The organism is Nocardia sputorum, from assembly GCF_027924405.1.
Lineage (GTDB): Bacteria > Actinomycetota > Actinomycetes > Mycobacteriales > Mycobacteriaceae > Nocardia > Nocardia sputorum.
Genome location: NZ_AP026978.1, coordinates 7,242,313 through 7,261,256, shown reverse-complemented (window position 1 = coordinate 7,261,256; position 18,944 = coordinate 7,242,313). Strand labels below are relative to the sequence as shown.

The following is an 18,944-nucleotide window of genomic DNA, read 5'->3' as shown; positions in this document are numbered from 1 at the left end:
TTTCGCGTAAGACACCAGCGCCCCCGAACCAGGGTCGGGTGTCCGACCCTGGTTCGGGGGCGCTTCGGCCACGGTTCAGGAGCGCGGAGCGGCGGACCCTTCGATCCCGTACAACCGCTCCCAGTTCTCGCGGCTGGTCAGCTCCGGCATGGCGGCGCGGTACTGCGCCTGCACCGCGGGCAGTTCCCGGCGCAAGCGCCGCAGCACGCGCACCATCCGGCGCAGCAGTTGCAGCGCGCGAGCCTTGTCGCGCCTGCGCACCCGGACGCCGGACTGCGAGGCATCGGTGACCACCACGTGGTCGAACAGCGAAACATGCCACCAGTAGGCGTCTTCCCTGGTGATGCCGATGATGCCGTGCTGGGTGCGGCCCAGCCACTGATTGATCGCGCGCTTGATCAGCACCAGCTTCGCGCGGCTGGGTTCGCCACCGGCACGGCGCAAGGTGATGTCCGCGGAACGGACCGGCGGCGTCGCGGCCGGGTGCTTGATCGTCTCGGGGTAGTCGGCGCGGCTGGTGCGTGCGGCGGCCAATGCTTCGATACCGCCGTCCCGCAGCACCTTCGGGCCCTTCAGGAAGTCCTCGATGCCCTGCAGGGTGGTGTGCACCAGGCCGTACTGCATCGCGACCAGCTGCTCGGACATCTCCCGGAACAGCCTGCCCGCGATCTCCTTACCGTTCAGCTCCGTGTGCAGCGAGCCGACGATCAGCGAGTTGCGGGTGCTGAAGTAGCGCGCCCAGTCGTCGTAGTCCTTCCAGTAGAAGTCCGCGTGCCAGACCGCGGCGTTGGGCAGCGTGACGGTGACGAACCCGTGCTCACGCGCCCGGATGCCGTATTCGACGTCGTCCCACTGGAAGAAGATCGGGATCGGCAGGCCGATCTTCGCGACCACCTCGGCCGGGATCAGGCAGGTCCACCAGGCGTTGTAGCCGGCATCCACGCGGCGCTCCTGGTTCTTCTTCAGCATGCTGGTGTTGCGCAGCGCCTTCGCCACCTTCTGGCCGTGCCGCAGCCGGTTCAGATGCACTTCCTCGGCGCCGACGTTGAGGTAGTCGGGGTTGAGCAGGAACAGCATCTGGGCGCCGACCAGGGTCGGCTCGACCGTCAGGTTGGCGAATGCGTTGAGCCGCAATACCGTCTCCGGTTCGCACAGGATGTCGTCGTCCATCAGGATGACGTCGGCGTGCTCGTTCACCGCGGACACCTCGTAGAGCCCCCGGGTGAAGCCGCCCGCGCCGCCGAGGTTCGGCTGGCGCAGGTAGCGCAGCTTCTCGCCGAAGACCGGCGCGACCTCCTGGTAGCGCGGCCGGTTCTCCACCAGATCGGTGCCCTGGTCGACGACGTACACCGCGTCGATCGCGGCGAGTACGGTGGGATCGGAGGACAGTGCGGCGACCGTCTCGGCGCAGTCCTCGGCACGGTTGAAGGTGCAGATCGCGATGGCGACCGGACGAACGCGTTCCGGCGCGAGGGCGGTCCAGCTCAGTTCCGCGATGCCCAGCGCGCCGCCGATGGCGTCGAACTCCAGCCACAGCGCGCCGCCGTCGACGTACTGGTCGAGCGGGGCGCTCAGCGTGACCGAACCGCTCGCGTCGACCCGCGCGGTGTCGATGATCCTGCGGTGACCCGCGATGTCCGAGGCCACCAGCCGGATCCTCGCCTTGGCGACCACCTCCAGCACCATGGTGGCGCGTACCTCGGTGACCGTGGTCCAGCGCTGCCAGTAGCTGGCGGCGAACCGGCCGAAGTAGGTGTTGGTGTGCGCGGTCGCGCCCTTGTCCAGGCGCAGGGTCTGGCGTTCCCGGTGCGCGCCGCCTTTCACGACGGCGTACAACTCGTCGCTCACCTTGGCCGACGGACCGGTGAAGATACCGCGCTGGAGCACTAACCGGTCCGGCGCCCGATGGTCGGCACGCAGCGCGGCAGGCGCCTCAGCGGCCGTCGAGCGATCGTTTGTTTCGGTAACGGCCTCGATAGCCGACTGATCCATGAAATCCTCGAAATTCTCATTGTGCCGGACGGGACAGACACGCCCCTCGATGCCTGAACGGCGGGGGTGAGGATATCAACCGCCGTGTGCGGTTGCCCGCCGTACAGCCATGCCGACGTGTGCCCGAACCATTGCTAAACGTTCGCCGATTCGTTGTCGGTAGCACTGTCCTTGCCCGCTCGCGCCCCGGTGAAGACGAATTTGTCGTAAGCCCAGTACCGGAACACCACGGCCACGATCTGCCCGATCAACGTACCGGAGAGGTTGTCCGAGAGGGGGCTGGACAGCTCGAGCACGTAGCGGGAAAAGCCGAGACAGCCCAGTTGCAGGCCGATCGCCACCACATTGAACACGGCGTACAGGAGGTACTCGCGGCCGGGATTGTCGGTCCGCTTGTGCGCGAATGTCCACCATTTGTTGCCGAAATAGGTCACCACCGTCGCCACCGCGATCGCGATGATCTTGGCCGGTAATGGGTAGTGATACAGCACGCCCTCGCCACCCCAGAAGACCAGGAGGTTGTACGTGCCCGCGTCGACCAGGAAGCCGATCGCGCCGACCACCAGGAAAGCCCCGCCTCTGCGCAGGGCGGTGAGCACCTTGCTGACGACCGTTCCGGTCTCCTGCGTCACTGGCTCGCCCGCGGGCGCGGTGGACTCACTGGATGGCACGGCCCGACGGTACCGCAGGCTCGCGGAACCGTCCGCGACGGGAAATTCCACTCCCGCAGGCGGTGAGGTCGGCCACGCACCAGCTGTGAGTTCCCTGTACCCTCCCCGTGTTCCCACATTCACCGATCGCGAGGATTGACCCGGGTGGACTCCACCGAGCTCCGTATTGCCGCCGTCGTTCCGTGTCACAACGAAGAGGCTTCGGTCGCCAAGGTCGTGGCCGACCTGCAGGCCGCCGTGCCGGGAATCGTCGTCTACGTCTACGACAATCTGAGCACGGACAAGACCGCCGAGCGCGCCCGCGAAGCCGGAGCGATCGTCCGGCACGAGCACACCAAGGGCAAGGGCAACGTGGTGCGCCGCGCCTTCGCCGACATCGAGGCCGACGTGTATCTGATGATCGACGGCGACGACACCTACGAGGCGTCGGCCGCGCCGCTGATGATCAAGACCCTGCTGGACGGCCCCTACGACCACGTGCTCGGCGTGCGCAAGCAGGACGAGGGCGCCTCGGCCTACCGCGCGGGACACGAGACCGGCAACAAGGTGCTCAACGGCGTGGTCGGGAAGGTCTTCGGCGAGAACGTCGAGGACATGCTCTCCGGTTTCCGGGTGTTCTCCCGCCGCTTCGTGAAGAGCTTCCCCGCGGTGTCGCGTGAGTTCGAGATCGAGACCGAGCTCACCGTGCATTCCCTGCACCTGCGGGTGCCGCAGACCGCGGTGCCGGTCGGCTTCCGCGACCGTCCGGCGGGCAGCGAGAGCAAGCTGCGCACCTACCACGACGGATTCAAGATCCTCGCCCTGATCGTCGGCTTGGCCCGGCACGAACGGCCGGTCGCGTTCTACGGCCTGTTCGGCACGCTGGCCTGGCTGGTCTCGATCGTCCTGACGATTCCGATCGTCGTCGAGTTCTACAACACCCACGCGGTGCCGCGGTTCCCGACGCTGTTCCTCGGCTTCACCTTGCTGCTGCTCGGCAGCCTCGCGTGGACCGCGGGCCTGATCCTCGACGGCATCCGGCGCTCTCGGCACGAAGCCTCGCGTCTGGTCTACCTGCGGTACACCGCGGTGGGCGCGGACGACCGGCGGACCGCGGGCAACGGCGGAGCCCCGCGTTGACGACCTCGACGGATCCGACCGCCACGCCCGACAAGGATGTGGCAGAGCGCGCGGACACCGCCCCCCTGCCCGCGACCGACACCGCGCCGCTACCGGCGGTGGACGCCGAGGTGACCACCGGCGCGGACCGGTCAGCGAAAGGCTTCGCGGGCCGACTGGTGACCCGGCTGGGCGGGGCGACCATCGCCTTCACCCTGCTGGCCACGATCTTCGGCGCGCTGTTCACCGTCCTCACCCCGCCGTTCTGGGGTCATGACGAGATCACCCAGTTCGGTCGCGCCTACCAGGTCGCACACGGGGGCTTCCTGCCGCAGAAGATCCACGACGATCGCGGCATCGCCTACGGCGGCGACGTCCCGTCCAGCATCACCGAGCTGATGGGCTACGCGCTGCGGGACTACACCACCAACCCGGACGAGCCCGACCCCATGGTGGCCGATCCGGGCCGCTACGACCAGCTGACGAGCGCCGCGGTCTCGGACGCCACCGAACCGGTCTGGTTCACCAACACCGCCGCGTACTCGCCGGTCCCGTACATCCCGGCCGCGATCGGCATCCGGCTCGGGGAACTCTTCGGGCTCGACGTGGGTGGCCTGCTGCTGCTCACCCGGCTCACCGGGCTGGTGGCCTACCTCGCGGTGGTCGGGTTCGGCCTGTACGCCTTGCGCGCGCACCGGGTGCAGTGGCTGGCGTTCACCGTCGCCGTGCTGCCGATCGCGGTGTTCCAGGCGGGCACGGTCACCGCCGACACGATGACCAACGCGCTGGCCATCCTGGTCTCCGCGCTGCTGGTGAAGGCCGTGTTCCTCGGCGAGCGCCTGGGCCGGGCGGAGATCGCCGCTCTGCTGGCCGCGACGATCCTGCTCCCGGTGAGCAAGCCCACCTATGTGCTGCTCGCACTCCTGGTGGCCCTGGTGCCCGCGGACCGGTTCGGGTTCAGCGGCTGGCGGCGCGCAATCCCATGGGCCTTCGCCGCTGCCGGTGGGCTCGCCTTCGCGGTGTGGATGAAGATCGCCGCGCCGACCGGCGACGGGATGGGCTTGATGCGGCCGCCGCACCAGTGGCACTCGGTGCGTCCCGGCGATCAGCTCAGCGGCATCCTGCGCGATCCGCCGGAGTTCGCGCACGTGTTCGGCGAGAGCATCGCGCTGCGCGACCAGCGCTGGTTCAGCCAGTTCTTCGGCGAGCTCGGCTTCGCCTACGTCGATGTGCCCGCGCTGTCGATGCTGGCCTGTCTGCTGGCGTTCGCCGTGAGCCTCGGCGTGGCCGAACGGATGACCGCCCCGGCCTTCCGCCGCACCCTGATCATCGCGCTCACCATGGCCGCCAGCGTCGCCATGATCTACGTGACGCTCTACATGTCGTTCACGCCGGTCGGCTACTACATCATCGACGGCGTGCAGGGCCGCTACTTCGTGCCGCTGGCGATCGTGACGCTCGCGGTGCTGCTGCGCTGGATGCCGCTGCGGCTCACCGACTCCGCCGGGAAGACCCCGACGGTCGGCCCGGCCGTCACCGTGCTGGTGGCGGCGAGTGTGGCCCTGATCGCGGCGGCGGCGAAGTACTACACCATCGTCTGGGGCTGAGCGGCAGAGGATTCCGTCGCGGCGCTCCGGGGCTGTCCCCGGGGCGCCGTTGCCGTTTCAGTCGCCCGCCGCGCTGAGCGTCCGCTCCCCGGCCGCGAGGTAGGCGCGCTCGGTGACGTCTTTGTAGGGACGCCACCAGGATTCGTTGTCCCGGTACCACTGGATGGTGGCGGCCAGTCCGGCGCGGAAGTCCGCGTAGCGGGGCCGCCAGCCGAGTTCGGAACGCAGCAACGTCGCGTCGATCGCGTACCGCTGGTCATGACCGGGGCGGTCGGTCACGTGGTCGAAATCGTCGGGGTCGCGGCCGAACTCCGCGAGGATCATCCGCACCACGGACTTGTTGTCGAGCTGGCCGTCGGCGCCGATCAGATAGGTCTGCCCGATCCGGCCGCGGCGCAGGATCTCCCACACGGCGCGATTGTGATCGTCGACGTGGATCCAGTCGCGCACCTGATGCCCCGCCCCGTACAGCCGGGGACGCACGCCATCGATCAGGTTGGTGATCTGGCGCGGGATGAATTTCTCCACGTGCTGGTACGGGCCGTAATTGTTACTGCAATTGGAGATGGTGGCGCGCACGCCGAACGAGCGGGTCCAAGCCCGCACCAGCAGGTCGCTGGAGGCTTTGGTGGCCGAGTACGGGCTGGACGGGTTGTACGGCGTGGCCTCGGTGAACGCCGGATCGTCCGGGGACAGATCGCCGTAGACCTCGTCGGTCGACACGTGGTGGTAGCGCACGTCGTGCCTGCGCACGGCCTGCAACAGGGAATAGGTGCCGACGATATTGGTCTGCACGAACGGCCACGGCTCGGCGAGGGAGTTGTCGTTGTGCGACTCGGCGGCGAAGTGCACCACCGCGTCCACGCCGCTGACCAGTTGGTCGACCAGATCGAGGTCGGCGATGTCGCCGTGCACGAAGTCGATGCGGTCGGCCACCGGGTCGAGCGAGGCCCGGTTCCCGGCATAGGTCAGGGCATCGAGAACGACGACGGTCGCATCCGGATGGTCGGACACGGTCTGCAGGACGAAGTTCGCGCCGATGAACCCGGCGCCGCCGGTGACGAGCAATCGCACCCCCTGACTGTACGTGGGGCCGCGGCGCACCGGCGACGGACTCGAATCCGGTGCGGCTGAGGGCCACTCCGTGATTTCGATCTGTGACCTTCGTCTCATTGACTTCTCAGTGCAAAGAACTTCCGGATTGGTTTCTCTCGGAAAAGCCCGGTCAGCGCCCACATTTCCGCGACCCCACCGAGCCGTGGGTCGCAGCGGTGAACAAAATTTGAATAAACAGTCACAACGGGTTCACCACGCGTTAGCTGGTCTAGATTTTGCTCGTCTAGTCCCCTCCGAACGTTCCAATCGAGGTTCGAAACAAAATGCTGATGAGGAAATTCGCCGCGACGTCGGCACTGCTGATCGCCGCTCTCGGCGTCACCGCCGGCACCGTGAACGCGGCTCCGGCCTCCGAGGCCGATGGCGCGGTGAACTTCACCGCCCACGCGACCGACACCCAGTCCATCATCACGACCGATGCCGGTTCCATGGTCGTCGAGGATGGCACGTTCAAGGTCAAGGCCGCCAACGGTGACGTGCTCACCGGCATGCCGCTGACCTTCCGGGTGGACGACTTCGAGTTCCCGATCGCTGCCGAGATCGCGGACCGCACCGCCACCCTGACCCCGCAGTTCGACATGGCGCACGCGACCTACAAGCCGGTCGCCCTCCCCTTCGAGGACAAGGCGCCGTGGAAGAGCGAGTACGACCGTGAGCAGGCCGCCTTCAACCGCATGAAGGACACCATCTCGACCGGCGCCACCATCGGCACCCTGGTCGGCGGCATCGGCGGCGGCGCCGTCGGCTGCGTGCTCGGCGGCATCGCCGGCGCCACCGTCGCCTCGGCGGCCATCATCGGCCTGTTCGGCGGGTTCATCCCGGCCGCCGCCATCGGCTGCCTCGGCGGCATCATCGCCGTCGGCGCGCTGGGCACCCTCGCGGGCCAGCTGCTGATCACCGCCCCGGTCGCGATCGGTGCCGCGATCCAGTACTTCACCACCATCAACCAGCCGTTCAACGCCCCGAAGTAATCCGCGGCCGAACGCATAATCGAACAACACAGAAGCCCCGCCCGCGCGGACAGCCCGGGCGGGGCTTCAGTTGTTCCGGCAGCAAACGGAAAGGTGAACGATTATTGAACAATATGCAAAAAATCAAAATCGCGGACTTGTGACCTGGGCTATCAAGGACAGATAACTTCGAATCGGAAATAGTCCGCGGCGGGCGCAGGGTACCGCCGAGGTGCGAACTTGCCCCACGCAGACGCGAGCCCCGTCCCGTCCGGTGCGGGGCGGGGCTCGCCTGGGCAGGGCCCGACCGGTTACGCCGTCCGAGCCCGCTGGTCCTCTTCGATGCATGCCCGCACGAACCGCGAGACCCGCGCCAGCGCCGCCCTGCTCTCCGGCAGGTTCGGCGCGATGCTCATGAAGGCGTGGACCTGGCCGCGCCACAGCTCCAGCGCGTTCGGCACGCCCGCCGCCGTGAGCCGCTGCGCCATCAGTTCGGAGTCGAAGCGCAGCACCTCGTCCTCGGCGGCGATCAACAGCACGGGCGGCAGCGCGGACAGCACCGCGTTGACCGGCGACAGCGCCGGATCGAGCACTCCGTCGACCTCCGCGCCGATGCGCACCACCGCTTCCAGCGCCGACAACGGGATATACGGATCCCGCGCGACGTTCACGTAGTCCCGCTTCGCCCCGTAGTCCAGGTCCAGCAGCGGGCTCAAGCCGACCAACCCGGCCGGCACCGGCAACCCCGACTCCACGGCCAGCAGCGCGGTCGCGAAAGTCAGATAGCCGCCCGCCGAGTCACCCGCGAAGATGATCCGCGCCGGATCGGCACCGTGGCGCAACAGCCAGCGGTAGGCGGCCAGGCAGTCCCGCACCGAGTCGGCGATCCGCGTGCCGGGCAATTGGCGGTACTCGACATTGATCACGGGCAGGCCGGTGCGGCGAGCCAGGCTCGCCGCGATCGGACGATGACTGCGGGTGCTGCAGATCGCGAAGCCGCCGCCGTGCATGTAGAGCACCGCGCCGTGGCGCAGCGCACGCGCCGCACCGGCCGGGCGGATGATCTCCAGGCGGAGACGATGCAACGACACCTGCTCCCGATCGATGCCGTACGGGCGGGGACGCAATCGCGCCAGCCCGTCCACGGTGGCGGCGCCGACCGGGATGGTCGCCTTGGTCACGGGGAAGGTTCGCAGCACCGGCCGGACCACGCCCATACAGGTGGCAAGCAGCAGGCGCGATTGCGCGCTGGGGCCCTTCGGATTCATCACCACGCCGGGCTCGCCGTCTCTGGTCGCCATCGCGCACCTACCTCACAACTGGTGCGCCGAATCACGACCGGACCGAGGTCGCCCAGGCGAGCTGTCGGCGCTGACATCTCACGCAGTGTCTTTTCAGAAGACCATGCGCATCGTGACCTACGCAACAGAATCGCTCCAACCCCGCCGCGGCGAAACGGCCGTGACCGAATCGAGGACTACTCGGAACCTCATCGAATCCCGGAGCCGTGAGACTGGCAGACTCCAGGCATGCGCGGAATCATTCTGGCGGGCGGCACCGGCTCCCGGTTGCACCCGATCACGCGCGGGGTGAGCAAGCAGCTGGTCCCGGTCTACGACAAACCCATGGTCTACTACCCCCTTTCCACGCTGATGCTCGCGGGGATCAGGGACATCCTGGTGATCACGACGCCCGAGGACGCCGCGGCGTTCCGGCGGCTGCTCGGCGACGGCACGCAGTTCGGGCTGTCCCTCGACTACGTGGTCCAGCCCGAGCCGGACGGCCTGGCCAGGGCCTTCGTCCTGGGCGCCGATCACATCGGCGGCGATTGCGCCGCACTGGTGCTCGGCGACAACATCTTTCACGGCCCCGGTCTCGGCACCAGCCTCAATCGCTTCCACGGGATCGACGGCGGTGCGGTGTTCGCGTACTGGGTCTCCGACCCGACCGCCTACGGCGTGGTGGAGTTCACCGAAGGACGCGCGGTGTCCATCGAGGAGAAACCCAAGGTCCCCCGGTCGAACTACGCCATTCCGGGGCTGTACTTCTACGACAACGACGTGGTGGAGATCGCCCGGTCGCTGCGACCGTCCGCACGTGGCGAATACGAGATCACCGACATCAATCGCGCCTACCTGGAACAGGATCGCCTGAGCGTGGACGTGCTCGCCCGCGGCACCGCGTGGCTGGACACCGGTACCTTCGATTCCCTGCTCGACGCGGCCAATTACGTCCGCACCATCGAGGAGCGGCAGGGCCTCAAGATCGGCGTCCCCGAAGAGGTGGCCTGGCGGATGGGCTTCATCGACGACGAGCAGCTGCGCCGGCTCGCCGAACCGATGGTCCGCTCCGGGTACGGCCGCTATCTGCTCGATCTGCTCGACCGCGGACGGGACTGGTGAGCATGGAGTTCCGGGAACTCGCGGTGCCGGGCGCGTGGGTGATCACGCCGCGCCAGCACGGAGACGATCGCGGCATGTTCCTCGAGGGGTTCAAGGCCTCGGAGTTCGAGAAGGCGACCGGGCGACCGTTCGACCTGCGGCAGGTCAACTGCTCGGTGTCGGCCGCCGGGGTGCTGCGCGGCATCCACTACACCGAGGACCCGCCGGGCCAGGCCAAATACGTGACCTGTGTGCGCGGAGCGTTCCTCGACGTGGTGGTCGATCTGCGTCCCGGCTCACCGACCTACGGGCGCTGGGACAGTGTGCTGCTCGACGACGTCGACCGGCGCTCGGTGTTTCTGTCCGAAGGTCTCGGCCACGCGATCCTCTCCCTGGAGGACGGATCGACGGTCACCTATCTGTGCTCCCTGGAGTACCAGCCGGAGTTCGACCACGACATCGATGCGTTCGATCCCACGCTGGGCATCGAGTGGCCGCGGGTCGGTCGCGACGGCAGGGAACTCACTTTCATCCGCTCCGCGAAAGATTCCGTGGCCCCGCCGTTTTCGTGACCCGGGACGTGGTGTCGTTCCGAAGAGGGGCCGCGCGAACACCGGCCCGGCGCATCCGTCCGAAAACCTGAGTCCCACCGGAAGCAGCCGCGTACGCCGAGCGCCGCCAACCAGTGCTTGGTGGCGGCGCTCGGCGTCGGCTACTTCGATCAGCCGACGAGTTGCAGTTCCTTCTCTTCCTCCGCTGCCCGCTCCTGACCACGGAAGCGCGGCACGAAGGCGAGCAGGGCGACCAGCGCGCCGACGATGGACACGCCCGCGGCGAATTCCAGACCCGGACGGTAGGTGTCGAGCATCCCGGCGGCCGAGATGTCGGCATGCGCGCCGGAGGAGATGATCGCCGTGGTCACCGCGAGCACGATGGCCGCGCCGACCTGCATGGACGTTTGCAGGACTCCGGCGGCGAGACCCTGTTCCTCGTCATCGATGCCGTTGGTGGCCTGGATGTTGATGGCCGGGAAGCCGACCCATCCGATGCCGATGAGCAGCACTGCGGGCAGCAGCATCGTCAGGTAGGAGGGCGCGGTGTCCAGCCGCAGGAAAAGCAGGTAGCCGACGGCCATCACGGTCATGGTCACGCCGATCACCGGCCCCGTACCGAAGCGATCGACGAGCTTGTCGGAGAAGAAGGCCGACAGCACGACCAGCAGACCGACCGGCAGCAGCGCCATGGCCAGCTTCAGCGGCGACCAGCCGAGCGTGTCCTGCAAGTACAGCGTCACGATGAACTGCCAGCTGAAGTAGGAACCGGCCACCGCGACGATCGCGAGACTGGCCCGGACCAGCGAGGACTTGCGCAGGATCCCGAGGCGCACCAGCGGGTAGCGCACCCGCTTCTCCACCGCGACGAACCCGGCGAACAACGCGGCGACCGCGACGAACGAGCCGATGGTGCGCACCGAGGCCCAGCCGGCTTCCGGCGCGGCGACCACGGTGTAGACCAGCAGCAACATGGCCGAGGTCGACAGCAGCGCGCCCAGCAGGTCGTGTCCGCCCTCCTCGGCGGGCTTATCCTTGGGCACCAGCACGAAGGCCGCGGCCAGCGCGGCGAGCGCGATCGGCACCGGGAGCAGGAACGTCCAACGCCAGCCGACACCGGTCATCAGGCCGCCGAACAGCAGGCCCATGGAGTAGCCGCCCGCGCCGAACACCGTGTAGATGGACAGCGCCTTGTTCCTGGCCGGGCCCTCGGCGAAGTTGGTGGTGATGATGGACAGGCCGGTCGGCGCGGTGAACGCGGCGGCGAGGCCCTTCACGAAGCGGGTGAGGATCAACAGCGGGCCCGAGCTGACCAGGCCACCGGCCAGCGAGGCGACCGCGAAGACCGCGAGCGCGATCAGGAAGACCTTGCGCCGCCCGAGCAGGTCGGCGGTGCGGCCGCCGAGCAGCAGCAGACCGCCGTAGCCGAGCACGTAGCCGCTGACCAGCCATTGCAGGGTGGAGGTGGACAGGTCGAGTTCCGCGCCGATGGACGGCAACGCGACACCGATCATCGAAACGTCGAGACCGTCGAGGAACAACACGATGCAGAGCGTGATCAGCATGCCCCAAAGCCGGGCTGACCATCTGGCCGGATCGGTCGCCTGAGCGGCCGAGAGCGTTGCTGGTGAAGTCATGCGGGGAACATTACATGCGTGTGCATTAAATGCCAACACATTTAATGCTGTTGCATGGATTCGGCGGGGCCACTAAGATGGGGCCATGTCGAAGCCGACCACCGTCAGCACACCGCGGCGCGCCCTCGCGCCGACCGGGCTGGTCGGCGAGTGGCGCGAGCTGCTCGACCGGCATGCGGCGGTGAGTTGCGCACTCGAGAAGGCGCTACAGAACGGTCACCGGATCGGGCTCAGCGAATTCGAGACGCTGGACCGGCTGGTCGACGCGAACTGCGGCGACTACCGCATGAGCGACCTGGCCAACGACATCTACCTCAGCCAGAGCGCGCTCTCGCGAGCCGTGGCCCGGCTGGAGCGCGACGGCCTGGTCCAGCGCACCATGTGCGCGGAAGACCGCCGCGCCGTGTTCGTCTGCCTCACCGAGAAGGGCCGTTCGGTCTACGAGCAGGCCCTGCCCACCCACCGCGCGGTTTTGAGCGACACCTGGGACCTGCCCGGGCCGCCGAGGTGCTGATCAGCGCCGGATAGCCGTGCGCGTCAAAGCGATTTCCGGACTTCCTCGATGCGTGCGCGCGGATCGACCGCCGCCGCCTCAATGCTCGCGAATGCCGTTCGGAAGCGCGCGATCTCGTGTTCCTTGTCCACGTAGACCGGTCCGGTGAAGGCCTCCAGATAGACCACCGGCGGTTCGGGCGGCTCACCGGAATCGGGGAACTCCAGCAGCACGAACCGGCCCGAGGCCATACCGTCGTGATAGCCGCAATCCCCGGGCACCAGCCGGATCCGGACGTTGGGCAACTCGGTCATCCGCAGCAGGTGATCGAGTTGCCCGGCGGTCACCTCCGGACCACCGATGCGCCGGCGCAGCACCGCCTCGTCGATCAGCGCGTCCAACTCCAGCGGCGCGTCCGGGCGGGTGACCAGCGCCTGCCTGGCCTGACGCAGGCGCACCCTGCGGTCGATCTCGTCGGCGGACAGCTCCGGGTGCGCCGCCGTGCACACCGCCCGGGTGTAGCCCTCGGTTTGCAGCAGCCCCGGGACCAGCTCGTTCTCGTAGGTGAACAGCCGGCCGGCCGCCTCTTCCAGCCCGATGTAGACGTCGAAGCCCTCCGGGATCACGTCGCCGTAGGCGGTCCACCAGCCTTTGGCCTTCGTGTCGCGCGCCAACGCGCGCAGCGGTTCGAGCAGGTCGGGCGGCGCGCCGTAGACCTTGCACATCGCTTCGACATCGAGACCGCGCAGCGAGGTCTGACCGGTCTCGATCCGCCAGATCTTCGCTTCCGACCACTCCAGCTGCTGCGCGGCCACCCGGGTGGTCATCCCGGCCCGGTTGCGCAGGTCACGCAAGTGTCTGCCGAGCTGCCGCCGCGGCATGGTCGATCCGGTCGTTCCTTGCGGTAAAGCCATGCTTCCCCCCTGTTTCACCGTGCGCCGCCCCGCGAATCATGTCCGTCAGCGGTCCAGGGCGCCCTTCCCGGACACCCGAGGTGGATGTGCCGGGTATCCGAACAGCATTGTTCACAGTGAAACTCGCAGCGGTCACGGCGCGTGTCTCAGCCAGGCCGATGGCTACCGCGAGTCAAACCACTTCCGCACGGTGCGATTTCGCCCCTACCTGCGTGGGCTGCGCTTGCGGAAACGCCAGAACTGGACCGCGCGAACGTCTTCGGACAGCTGGTTGACCGGCTCCGCCACGTCCGACAACGCCTGGAACAGGTCGTCGGCCAGCTCGCTGATGTGTTCCACCCTGGTCGCCAGACGCGAGGCGTTGACCAGGAACTCGAGCATGAGGCGCACGGCGGCCGCGATGGTCAGGCCGAGCGGGACGCCCAGTATCGCGGCGAGCACCCCGAGCACCGCGGACACCCGCCATGCCGAGACCGTCAGCGTGATGGGCACGGCGACGGCGAACACCAACCCCAGGATGTAGGCGAGCGGCAAGAGCGTGCGGGTGGCCGGGCGGTGGAACTGCACGTCGACCAGGGCGCGCGCGGCCGCGGCACTCCACTGCGCGAAGGCACGCGGACTGCGGAACGGCTCGGCGGGCTGTTCTTCGTCGGAGGCAGCTCCGGCGAAGCGCTTGGCCGCCGACTCCGTCCACGCGAGCCGGCGCTCGGCCTCGGACTCCTCGGAGTCCGCGACCGGGCGGTCCGCGGGCGCGCCGGTGTCGTGGGATTCGTCACTCATGCCAGGTCCTCCTCCACATGCGCGGGCCCTCTGTGGTCACGCCGACCGCCGCCGCGCCCGACGCTCATGCTGTGTGCGTGGTCACGCTGCGCTGCCGCCTCCGGGCCTGACCGCTCATGCTGTGTCTGTCGTCGGCATGAGCGGGGCCCTGCGTGGTCACGCTGCGCTGCCGCCTCCGGGCCTGACCGCTCATGCTGTGTCTGTCGTCGGCATGAGCGGGGCCCTGCGTGGTCACGCTGCGCTGCCGCCTCCGGGCCTGACCGCTCATGCTGTGTCTGTCGTCGGCATGAGCGGGGCCCTGCGTGGTCACGCTGCGCTGCCGCCTCCGGGCCTGACCGCTCATGCCGTGTCTGTTGTCGGCATGAGCGGGGCCCTGCGTGGTCACGCTGCGCTGCCGCCTCCGGGCCTGACCGCTCATGCTGAGAATCCTTCCTGCTCGCGGCGAGCGGATCCAGCCGGAAACGCACGCCACCGGTATGTTTTCGCACCCGCGACCCCTTAGGGGCCATCCACAGCGACCTCACAGCTCCGGCGCAGCGAGTGGCCAGGTCCAGGGCCGAAAGTGGCTGCGTGGCAACCACCGCGAGCCACCTCGGGATGCCCGGCGATACGCGAACGAACCTCTCGGAAATGAGACGTAGGCGACACTCCGGAAATTTTCTCGGATAACGCGTAACACCCAAGGCGGCCCCCGCCGATACGACCCATGAATGCAGGACCCAGAGATCTACCGGGGAATGGAGAAGACAGTGCGCACCACGTTTCCGACTTCCGTCCAGGCGGCCGAGCTGACCGCCGCTGCGCAGGACTACGACCAGCGCGGGTGGACGGTCGCCGAAACGGCCAATGGTCTGAGCCTGATCACCGACGACAACGTGTCCGGCATCGAGGTCACCGGCGAACTGGCCGGCGAGGTCCGCCGCTTCCTGCGCGCGAACAACCTGTCCGGTGCGGTGATCGAGATTCCCGGCCCGGAGCGTCGCGAGATCCACCTGGTCACCGGCGTCCGCAAGGCCGCGATGGCGCTGGAGGCGCTGCGCGAGGCCGGGGCCACCGTGTACACCGACGGAGCGGGCATCCCGCTGCCGCCCACCCAGCTCTCGGCCGGTTCGGCCTGCTGGGGTGTCGCTCCCGCCGAGGCCCGCTGGGTGCCGCCGGTCGTCGCGATCGCCGCGGCCGTGCGCGCCGCCACCTCGTCGCGCCGCGCCAAGCTGACCATCGCCTGCTGAACACCCTGATCCAGTTCACCTGCTGATCGCGGGCCGGGGCCGCGCTACCCGGCCTGTTTGCGACCGGTATCCGTCCCGGCGCTCCGGATCCCCACCCCGGAGCGCCACCGGGTACCGGTCGTTTGGCATCGCGGATATCGAGCGCACGGATGTCGAGCGTTCTCTTTTCAGTTTCACGACCGGACGCCAAGATGGGGTATGGCCCCGATCACGCAATCGCGCAATCTGCTGCGGACCTGCCCGCTCTGTGAGGCGGTCTGCGGCCTGGACATCACCCTGGATCCCGACGACCACGTGACCTCGGTCCGCGGCGACCGCAGCGACCCCTTCAGCAAGGGCTTCATCTGCCCTAAAGGAGCCAGCTTCGGCCACCTCGACGAGGATCCGGACCGGGTGACCGAACCGCTGATCCGCGATCGCGCGACCGGCACCTGGCGCACCGTGAGCTGGGACGAAGCCTTCGATTACATCGCCGAACGGTTTCCCGCCGTCGTGGCCGAGCATGGGAATCAATCGGCCGCCGCCTATTTGGGCAACCCCAACGCGCACACCGTGGCGGGCACCTTGTACGTGCCGATGCTGCTGCGGGCGCTGGGCACCAAGAACATCTACTCGGCCAGCACCGCGGATCAGATGCCCAAGCAGGTGGCCAGTGGGCTGATGTTCGGTGATCCGCTGACCGTGCCGGTGCCCGACCTGGACCGCACCGATTATCTGCTGATGCTGGGGGCCAATCCGCTGGAATCGAACGGCTCGCTGTGCACCGCACCGGATTTCCCGGGCAGGCTGAAGGCGCTGCGCGGCAGGGGCGGTCGCTTCGTGGTGGTCGATCCGCGGGTGACCCGCACCGCGAAACTCGCCGACGAGCATTTGTTCATCCGGCCGGGCAGCGACGCGTATCTGCTGTTCGGCATCGTGCACACGCTCTTCGCCGAGCAATTGACCGACCTGCGCGTCGAGGTCACCGGGCTGGAGGAATTGCGTTGCGCCGCCGCCCCGTTCGATCCGGACACAGTCGCGGCACGCACTGGAGTACCCGCATCGACGATCGTGCGGCTCGCCCGTGAGCTCGCGGGGGCGCCGACCGCCGCGGTGTACGCCCGCATCGGCACCTGCACCGCGGAATTCGGCACGATCACCCAGTGGCTGGTCGACGCGATCAACGCGCTGACCGGCAACCTCGACTCCCCCGGCGGCGCGATGTTCGCCACCGCCGCGGCCGGCGGCATCCCCCGGACCAGGCCGTTCCGCGCCGGACGCTGGACCAGCCGGGTCCGCGAATTGCCCGAGGCGATGGGCGAGCTGCCCGTCGCGACGCTCGCCGACGAGATCACCACGCCGGGCGAGGGACAGATCCGCGCCCTGGTGACGGTCGCGGGCAACCCGGTGCTGTCCGCGCCGAGCGGCGCCCGCCTGGACGAGGCGTTCGCCGAGCTCGACTTCATGGTGAGCGTGGACCGCTACGTGAACGAGACCACCAAGCACGCCGATGTGATCCTGCCTCCCCCGCGCCCCACCCAGTCCCCGCACTACGATTTCGCGCTCCTGCAGTTCGCCGTGCGCAACTACACCCGCTACTCGCGTCCGCTGGTGCCGCTGGGTGACCGGCCCTCCGAGCCCGCTGTCCTGGCTCGTCTCGCGGCCGCGCTGAACGGCAGGCCGCACGACGGCTCCGACGGGGTCGACCCGCTCACCGCCATGGACGAACTCGTCATCGCGGGTCTGCTGCACAAGGCCGGGCTGGCGGAGCGGCGGGGTGATCTGATCGGGGAGAACAGCACCGAGCAGCGCATCGACCTGATGTTGCGCCTCGGGCCGTACGGCGAATGGAACGGCGGCACGCTCAATCTGCAGGCGCTGCTGGACAATCCGCACGGCATCGACCTCGGCCCGTTGCGGCCGCGGCTACCCGGCGTGCTGCGCACGGCGAGCGGGCGGGTGGATCTGGCCCCGCAGCCGCTGCTGGACGATGTGGCGCGCATGCGGGCGCGGCTGTCCGACGCCGCACCGGAGATCGTGCTGATCGGGCGGCGGCAGCTGCGGTCCAACAACAGCTGGATGCATAACATCGCGCCGTTGGTGAGCGGATCGAATCGCTGCACCTTGCATATCAATCCGGCCGATGTGGAGCGGCTCGGGCTCGGCGATCAGGCGGTGGTGAAATCGGCCGCCGGGACGCTGACCGTCCCGCTGGAGCCGACCGAGGCCATCATGCCCGGCGTGGTGAGCCTGCCGCATGGCTGGGGCCACGGCGACAGCGGGCAGACCGTGGCCCGCGCGCACGCGGGCGTCAATGCCAATGTGCTCACCGACGATTCGGTGGTCGACGCGCCGTCCGGAAACGCCGTGTTCAATGGGGTTCCGGTCACGCTGACCCCGGCCTGACATCCCTCGAATCGCTCCCGCAAATCCCGACCGGCCGGAAACAGTTCCGGCCGGTCGGCTTTTAGCTAATCGTCCGAAATGCTTGGTACGCACGAAAATCGGAGATATTCCAGGCCGGGATTCCGACGTTTAACCGTGCCGTTATCATCTAAAATAGATGCATCTCGGTACGACCGCGGTTCAACGTCGAGCCTGGTGGACCCCGGATTCCGGCGACCAGAGGGGCGGCGATGCCCGGCACACACAACGGCAGCCACGGTGAGCGTGAGCTGCAGGAACGGTACGGCACAGAGGATCGGGCACAGCGGTTCTACGACGACCAGGTGCTCGACCGGCTCAATCCGACGATGATCGAATTCATTGGACGGATGGATATGGCGTTCATCGCCACAGCCGACAAACGCGGCGAATGCGACGCGAGCTTCCGTGCCGGACTGCCCGGTTTCCTGCACGTGATAGACGACCGTACGATCGCCTATCCGGAATATCGTGGCAACGGCGTCATGGCCAGCCTCGGCAATATCCTGGAGAACCCGCACGTCGGGATATTGCTCATCGATTTCGTGCGCGACCTCATCGGACTGCACATCAACGGTTCGGCCCGCATCGTCGACGACCCCGCTCTCCGCGCCACCGTCACCGACCTGCCCGTCAACCACAAGGGCCGCGCCGCCCAGCAGTGGGTGGTGGTCGACGTGGAGGAAGCCTACATTCACTGCCGCAAGCACATCCCGCACCTCGTCCCCGCCCCGCGCGAACTTCGCGAGTGGGGCACCGACAACGTCCGCGCCAAGGGCGGCGACTATTTCGGGGCCAAGGCGGAAAAGAGCGAGCTCGCCGACACACCCGAGTGGCTCGGCCTCTTCGCCAGCGAATCCTCCACAACCTGAGCACCGGCCCGCCGCACGAGCGGCACACCATGGGACCTCTTCTCGGCAAATGCCGCAACCATGTACCACTCGCGGTCAGGTACGGCTGCGTACGCGACCGAATGACGCACGGCGAATTCAACCGTCACTGACCGCATCGGCCGGCACGGCCCGGCTCACCGACTCGTACGTCCGGGGAGCCGGGCTGTCTCGTCTCGCGGCGGCTACCATCCACCCATTCACGACAGCTGATCGAACTGTCGATCGCCGC

The 18,944-nt window shown here is 68.1% G+C and carries 16 protein-coding genes; 9 read left to right on the top strand and 7 right to left on the bottom strand.

The annotated features are described in order from the left end of the window. Positions 1-75: 75 nt before the first annotated feature. Entirely contained in the window at positions 76-1,992 is a 1,917-nt protein-coding gene (locus QMG86_RS32685) for a glycosyltransferase (protein WP_281876747.1), read from the bottom strand. A 134-nt stretch (positions 1,993-2,126) separates the two neighbouring features. Continuing rightward, entirely contained in the window at positions 2,127-2,663 is a 537-nt protein-coding gene (locus QMG86_RS32680) for a GtrA family protein (protein ID WP_281876746.1), read from the bottom strand. A gap of 144 nt (positions 2,664-2,807) precedes the next feature. On the opposite strand from QMG86_RS32680, the gene QMG86_RS32675 reads away from it, so the two are divergent. Beyond that, entirely contained in the window at positions 2,808-3,782 is a 975-nt protein-coding gene (locus tag QMG86_RS32675; protein ID WP_281876745.1) for a glycosyltransferase, read from the top strand. Then, entirely contained in the window at positions 3,779-5,368 is a 1,590-nt protein-coding gene (locus QMG86_RS32670) for a DUF2142 domain-containing protein (protein WP_281876744.1), read from the top strand. Before QMG86_RS32675 ends, QMG86_RS32670 begins: the two co-directional genes overlap by 4 nt. Positions 5,369-5,425: 57 nt before the next feature. On the opposite strand, the gene rfbB is transcribed toward QMG86_RS32670, so the two are convergent. Next, positions 5,426-6,442: a dTDP-glucose 4,6-dehydratase gene (rfbB, locus tag QMG86_RS32665; RefSeq protein ID WP_281876742.1), complete on the bottom strand. Its 1,017-nt coding sequence runs from the start codon at positions 6,440-6,442 to the stop codon at positions 5,426-5,428. Between the two features lie 305 nt (positions 6,443-6,747). Between rfbB and QMG86_RS32660 the strand changes: the two genes are divergently transcribed. After that, entirely contained in the window at positions 6,748-7,455 is a 708-nt protein-coding gene (locus tag QMG86_RS32660; protein WP_281876741.1) for a DUF8020 domain-containing protein, read from the top strand. Between the two features lie 290 nt (positions 7,456-7,745). On the opposite strand, the gene QMG86_RS32655 is transcribed toward QMG86_RS32660, so the two are convergent. After that, positions 7,746-8,735: an alpha/beta hydrolase gene (locus QMG86_RS32655; protein WP_281876740.1), complete on the bottom strand. Its 990-nt coding sequence runs from the start codon at positions 8,733-8,735 to the stop codon at positions 7,746-7,748. A 228-nt stretch (positions 8,736-8,963) separates the two neighbouring features. Here QMG86_RS32655 and rfbA point away from each other — a divergent pair, with 228 nt between their 5' ends. Beyond that, on the top strand, positions 8,964-9,836 hold the full coding sequence (rfbA, locus tag QMG86_RS32650; RefSeq protein ID WP_159844696.1) for a glucose-1-phosphate thymidylyltransferase RfbA: 873 nt from the start codon (positions 8,964-8,966) through the stop codon (positions 9,834-9,836). Between the two features lie 2 nt (positions 9,837-9,838). Next, entirely contained in the window at positions 9,839-10,387 is a 549-nt protein-coding gene (locus tag QMG86_RS32645) for a dTDP-4-dehydrorhamnose 3,5-epimerase family protein (protein ID WP_281881248.1), read from the top strand. Positions 10,388-10,536: 149 nt separating this feature from the next. Here QMG86_RS32645 and QMG86_RS32640 read toward each other — a convergent pair whose 3' ends face one another. Next, positions 10,537-12,003, bottom strand: a complete 1,467-nt coding sequence (locus QMG86_RS32640) for an MFS transporter (RefSeq protein ID WP_281876739.1) — start codon at positions 12,001-12,003, stop codon at positions 10,537-10,539. 85 nt (positions 12,004-12,088) lie between these two features. Between QMG86_RS32640 and QMG86_RS32635 the strand changes: the two genes are divergently transcribed. Then, positions 12,089-12,517 carry a MarR family winged helix-turn-helix transcriptional regulator gene (locus QMG86_RS32635; protein WP_281876738.1) on the top strand — a complete coding sequence of 143 codons (429 nt, stop codon included), beginning with the start codon at positions 12,089-12,091 and terminating at the stop codon, positions 12,515-12,517. Between the two features lie 23 nt (positions 12,518-12,540). On the opposite strand, the gene QMG86_RS32630 is transcribed toward QMG86_RS32635, so the two are convergent. Together QMG86_RS32630 and QMG86_RS32625 are read right to left on the bottom strand one after the other, a co-directional pair. Then, complete coding sequence (locus tag QMG86_RS32630; RefSeq protein ID WP_281876737.1) at positions 12,541-13,410, bottom strand: helix-turn-helix domain-containing protein; 870 nt, start codon at positions 13,408-13,410, stop codon at positions 12,541-12,543. Positions 13,411-13,614: 204 nt separating this feature from the next. Beyond that, positions 13,615-14,190: a DUF4282 domain-containing protein gene (locus QMG86_RS32625; protein WP_281876736.1), complete on the bottom strand. Its 576-nt coding sequence runs from the start codon at positions 14,188-14,190 to the stop codon at positions 13,615-13,617. 710 nt (positions 14,191-14,900) lie between these two features. Between QMG86_RS32625 and QMG86_RS32620 the strand changes: the two genes are divergently transcribed. The 3 genes from QMG86_RS32620 (at position 14,901) to QMG86_RS32610 (ending at position 18,694) form a co-directional block, all read left to right on the top strand. After that, entirely contained in the window at positions 14,901-15,419 is a 519-nt protein-coding gene (locus QMG86_RS32620) for a hypothetical protein (RefSeq protein ID WP_281876734.1), read from the top strand. Positions 15,420-15,617: 198 nt separating this feature from the next. Further along, complete coding sequence (locus tag QMG86_RS32615) at positions 15,618-17,804, top strand: molybdopterin-dependent oxidoreductase (RefSeq protein ID WP_281876733.1); 2,187 nt, start codon at positions 15,618-15,620, stop codon at positions 17,802-17,804. A gap of 230 nt (positions 17,805-18,034) precedes the next feature. Next, positions 18,035-18,694: a pyridoxamine 5'-phosphate oxidase family protein gene (locus QMG86_RS32610; RefSeq protein WP_281876732.1), complete on the top strand. Its 660-nt coding sequence runs from the start codon at positions 18,035-18,037 to the stop codon at positions 18,692-18,694. Positions 18,695-18,944: the final 250 nt, after the last annotated feature.